We start from the raw sequence: 968 nt of genomic DNA, 5'->3' as shown, positions 1-968 counted from the left end.
CAGAATCTTATGACTTTTTCCGTTATGGCGTAAAAACAGACATTAACGACACGTTTAGTGTTGGCGTCTTATATGACGAGCCTTTTGGCGCAGCCGCTGATTATACTGGTAATAATGATTTTGTTACTAATGACAATGCAGATGCACTTATTCAAGGTTTCACAGGCAACCCTAATTTAAATCAAGGTTTAGTTGACCAAAGTATTACTCAACTTCGAGGTGCGCTTACTCCAGGTAATCTAGGTAATTTGTCACCTGAGCAATTACAAGCAGCTCAGGGTCAGCTAATTGCTCTTGAGGCTGCAAAAGGCTTGGCAGCTACTGCAGGTGAAACTACACAGGTAGAGGTACGTACAGAAAGTATTACTGGCATCTTTGGTGCGAAGTTTGGTCAAAATAAAGAATACCAAGTTTATGGTGGTCCAGTCGCTCAGCGTGTCCACGCTGATGTAAAACTACGTGGCACAGCTTATAGTGCGGCTTCTGGCTATACTACGCATATTAACCCAGATCAAGACTACGGCTGGATTGCTGGTATGTCTTATAGTAAGCCTGAAATTGCACTAAAAGCAGCATTAACCTATCGCTCTGAGATTAAACATGATGCAAAAGCTTTCGAAGTTTTCCCTATTGCTACAGCTGCCGGAGCTACAGCTGGTTTAGCCTTACCAACCACTAGATATGCCGATATCGAGATTAGTACACCAGAGTCAGTAAATCTTGATTTCCAAACGGGTATCAATCCTACAACCCTAGCGACTGCAAAAGTACGTTGGGTACCATGGAGTGATTTTGCTATCGTACCATCACTATATAATGACGTTAGCAAGGTTTCGACTCGGGATGATAAGGGGTTAGCGTTAGTTAGCTATGATGATGACCAATGGCAAGTAGAGTTAGGTCTGGCCAAGCGCTTAGCACCAGCACTTGCCGTCAGTGGTACTGTCGGTTGGGATAGTGGTGCTGGA

The 968-nt window shown here is 43.8% G+C and carries 1 protein-coding gene; it reads left to right on the top strand.

Annotation, left to right across the window (positions count from 1 at the left end):
• Positions 1-968, top strand: a 968-nt coding sequence (locus ACS8FC_RS15275) for a hypothetical protein (RefSeq protein WP_439297398.1), incomplete at both ends; no start/stop codon positions are given.

It is taken from the genome of Psychrobacter sp. 1Y4 (genome assembly GCF_051847555.1).
The sequence above is the reverse complement of the archived record's forward strand: the minus strand, read 5'-3'. Positions and strand labels throughout refer to the sequence as shown.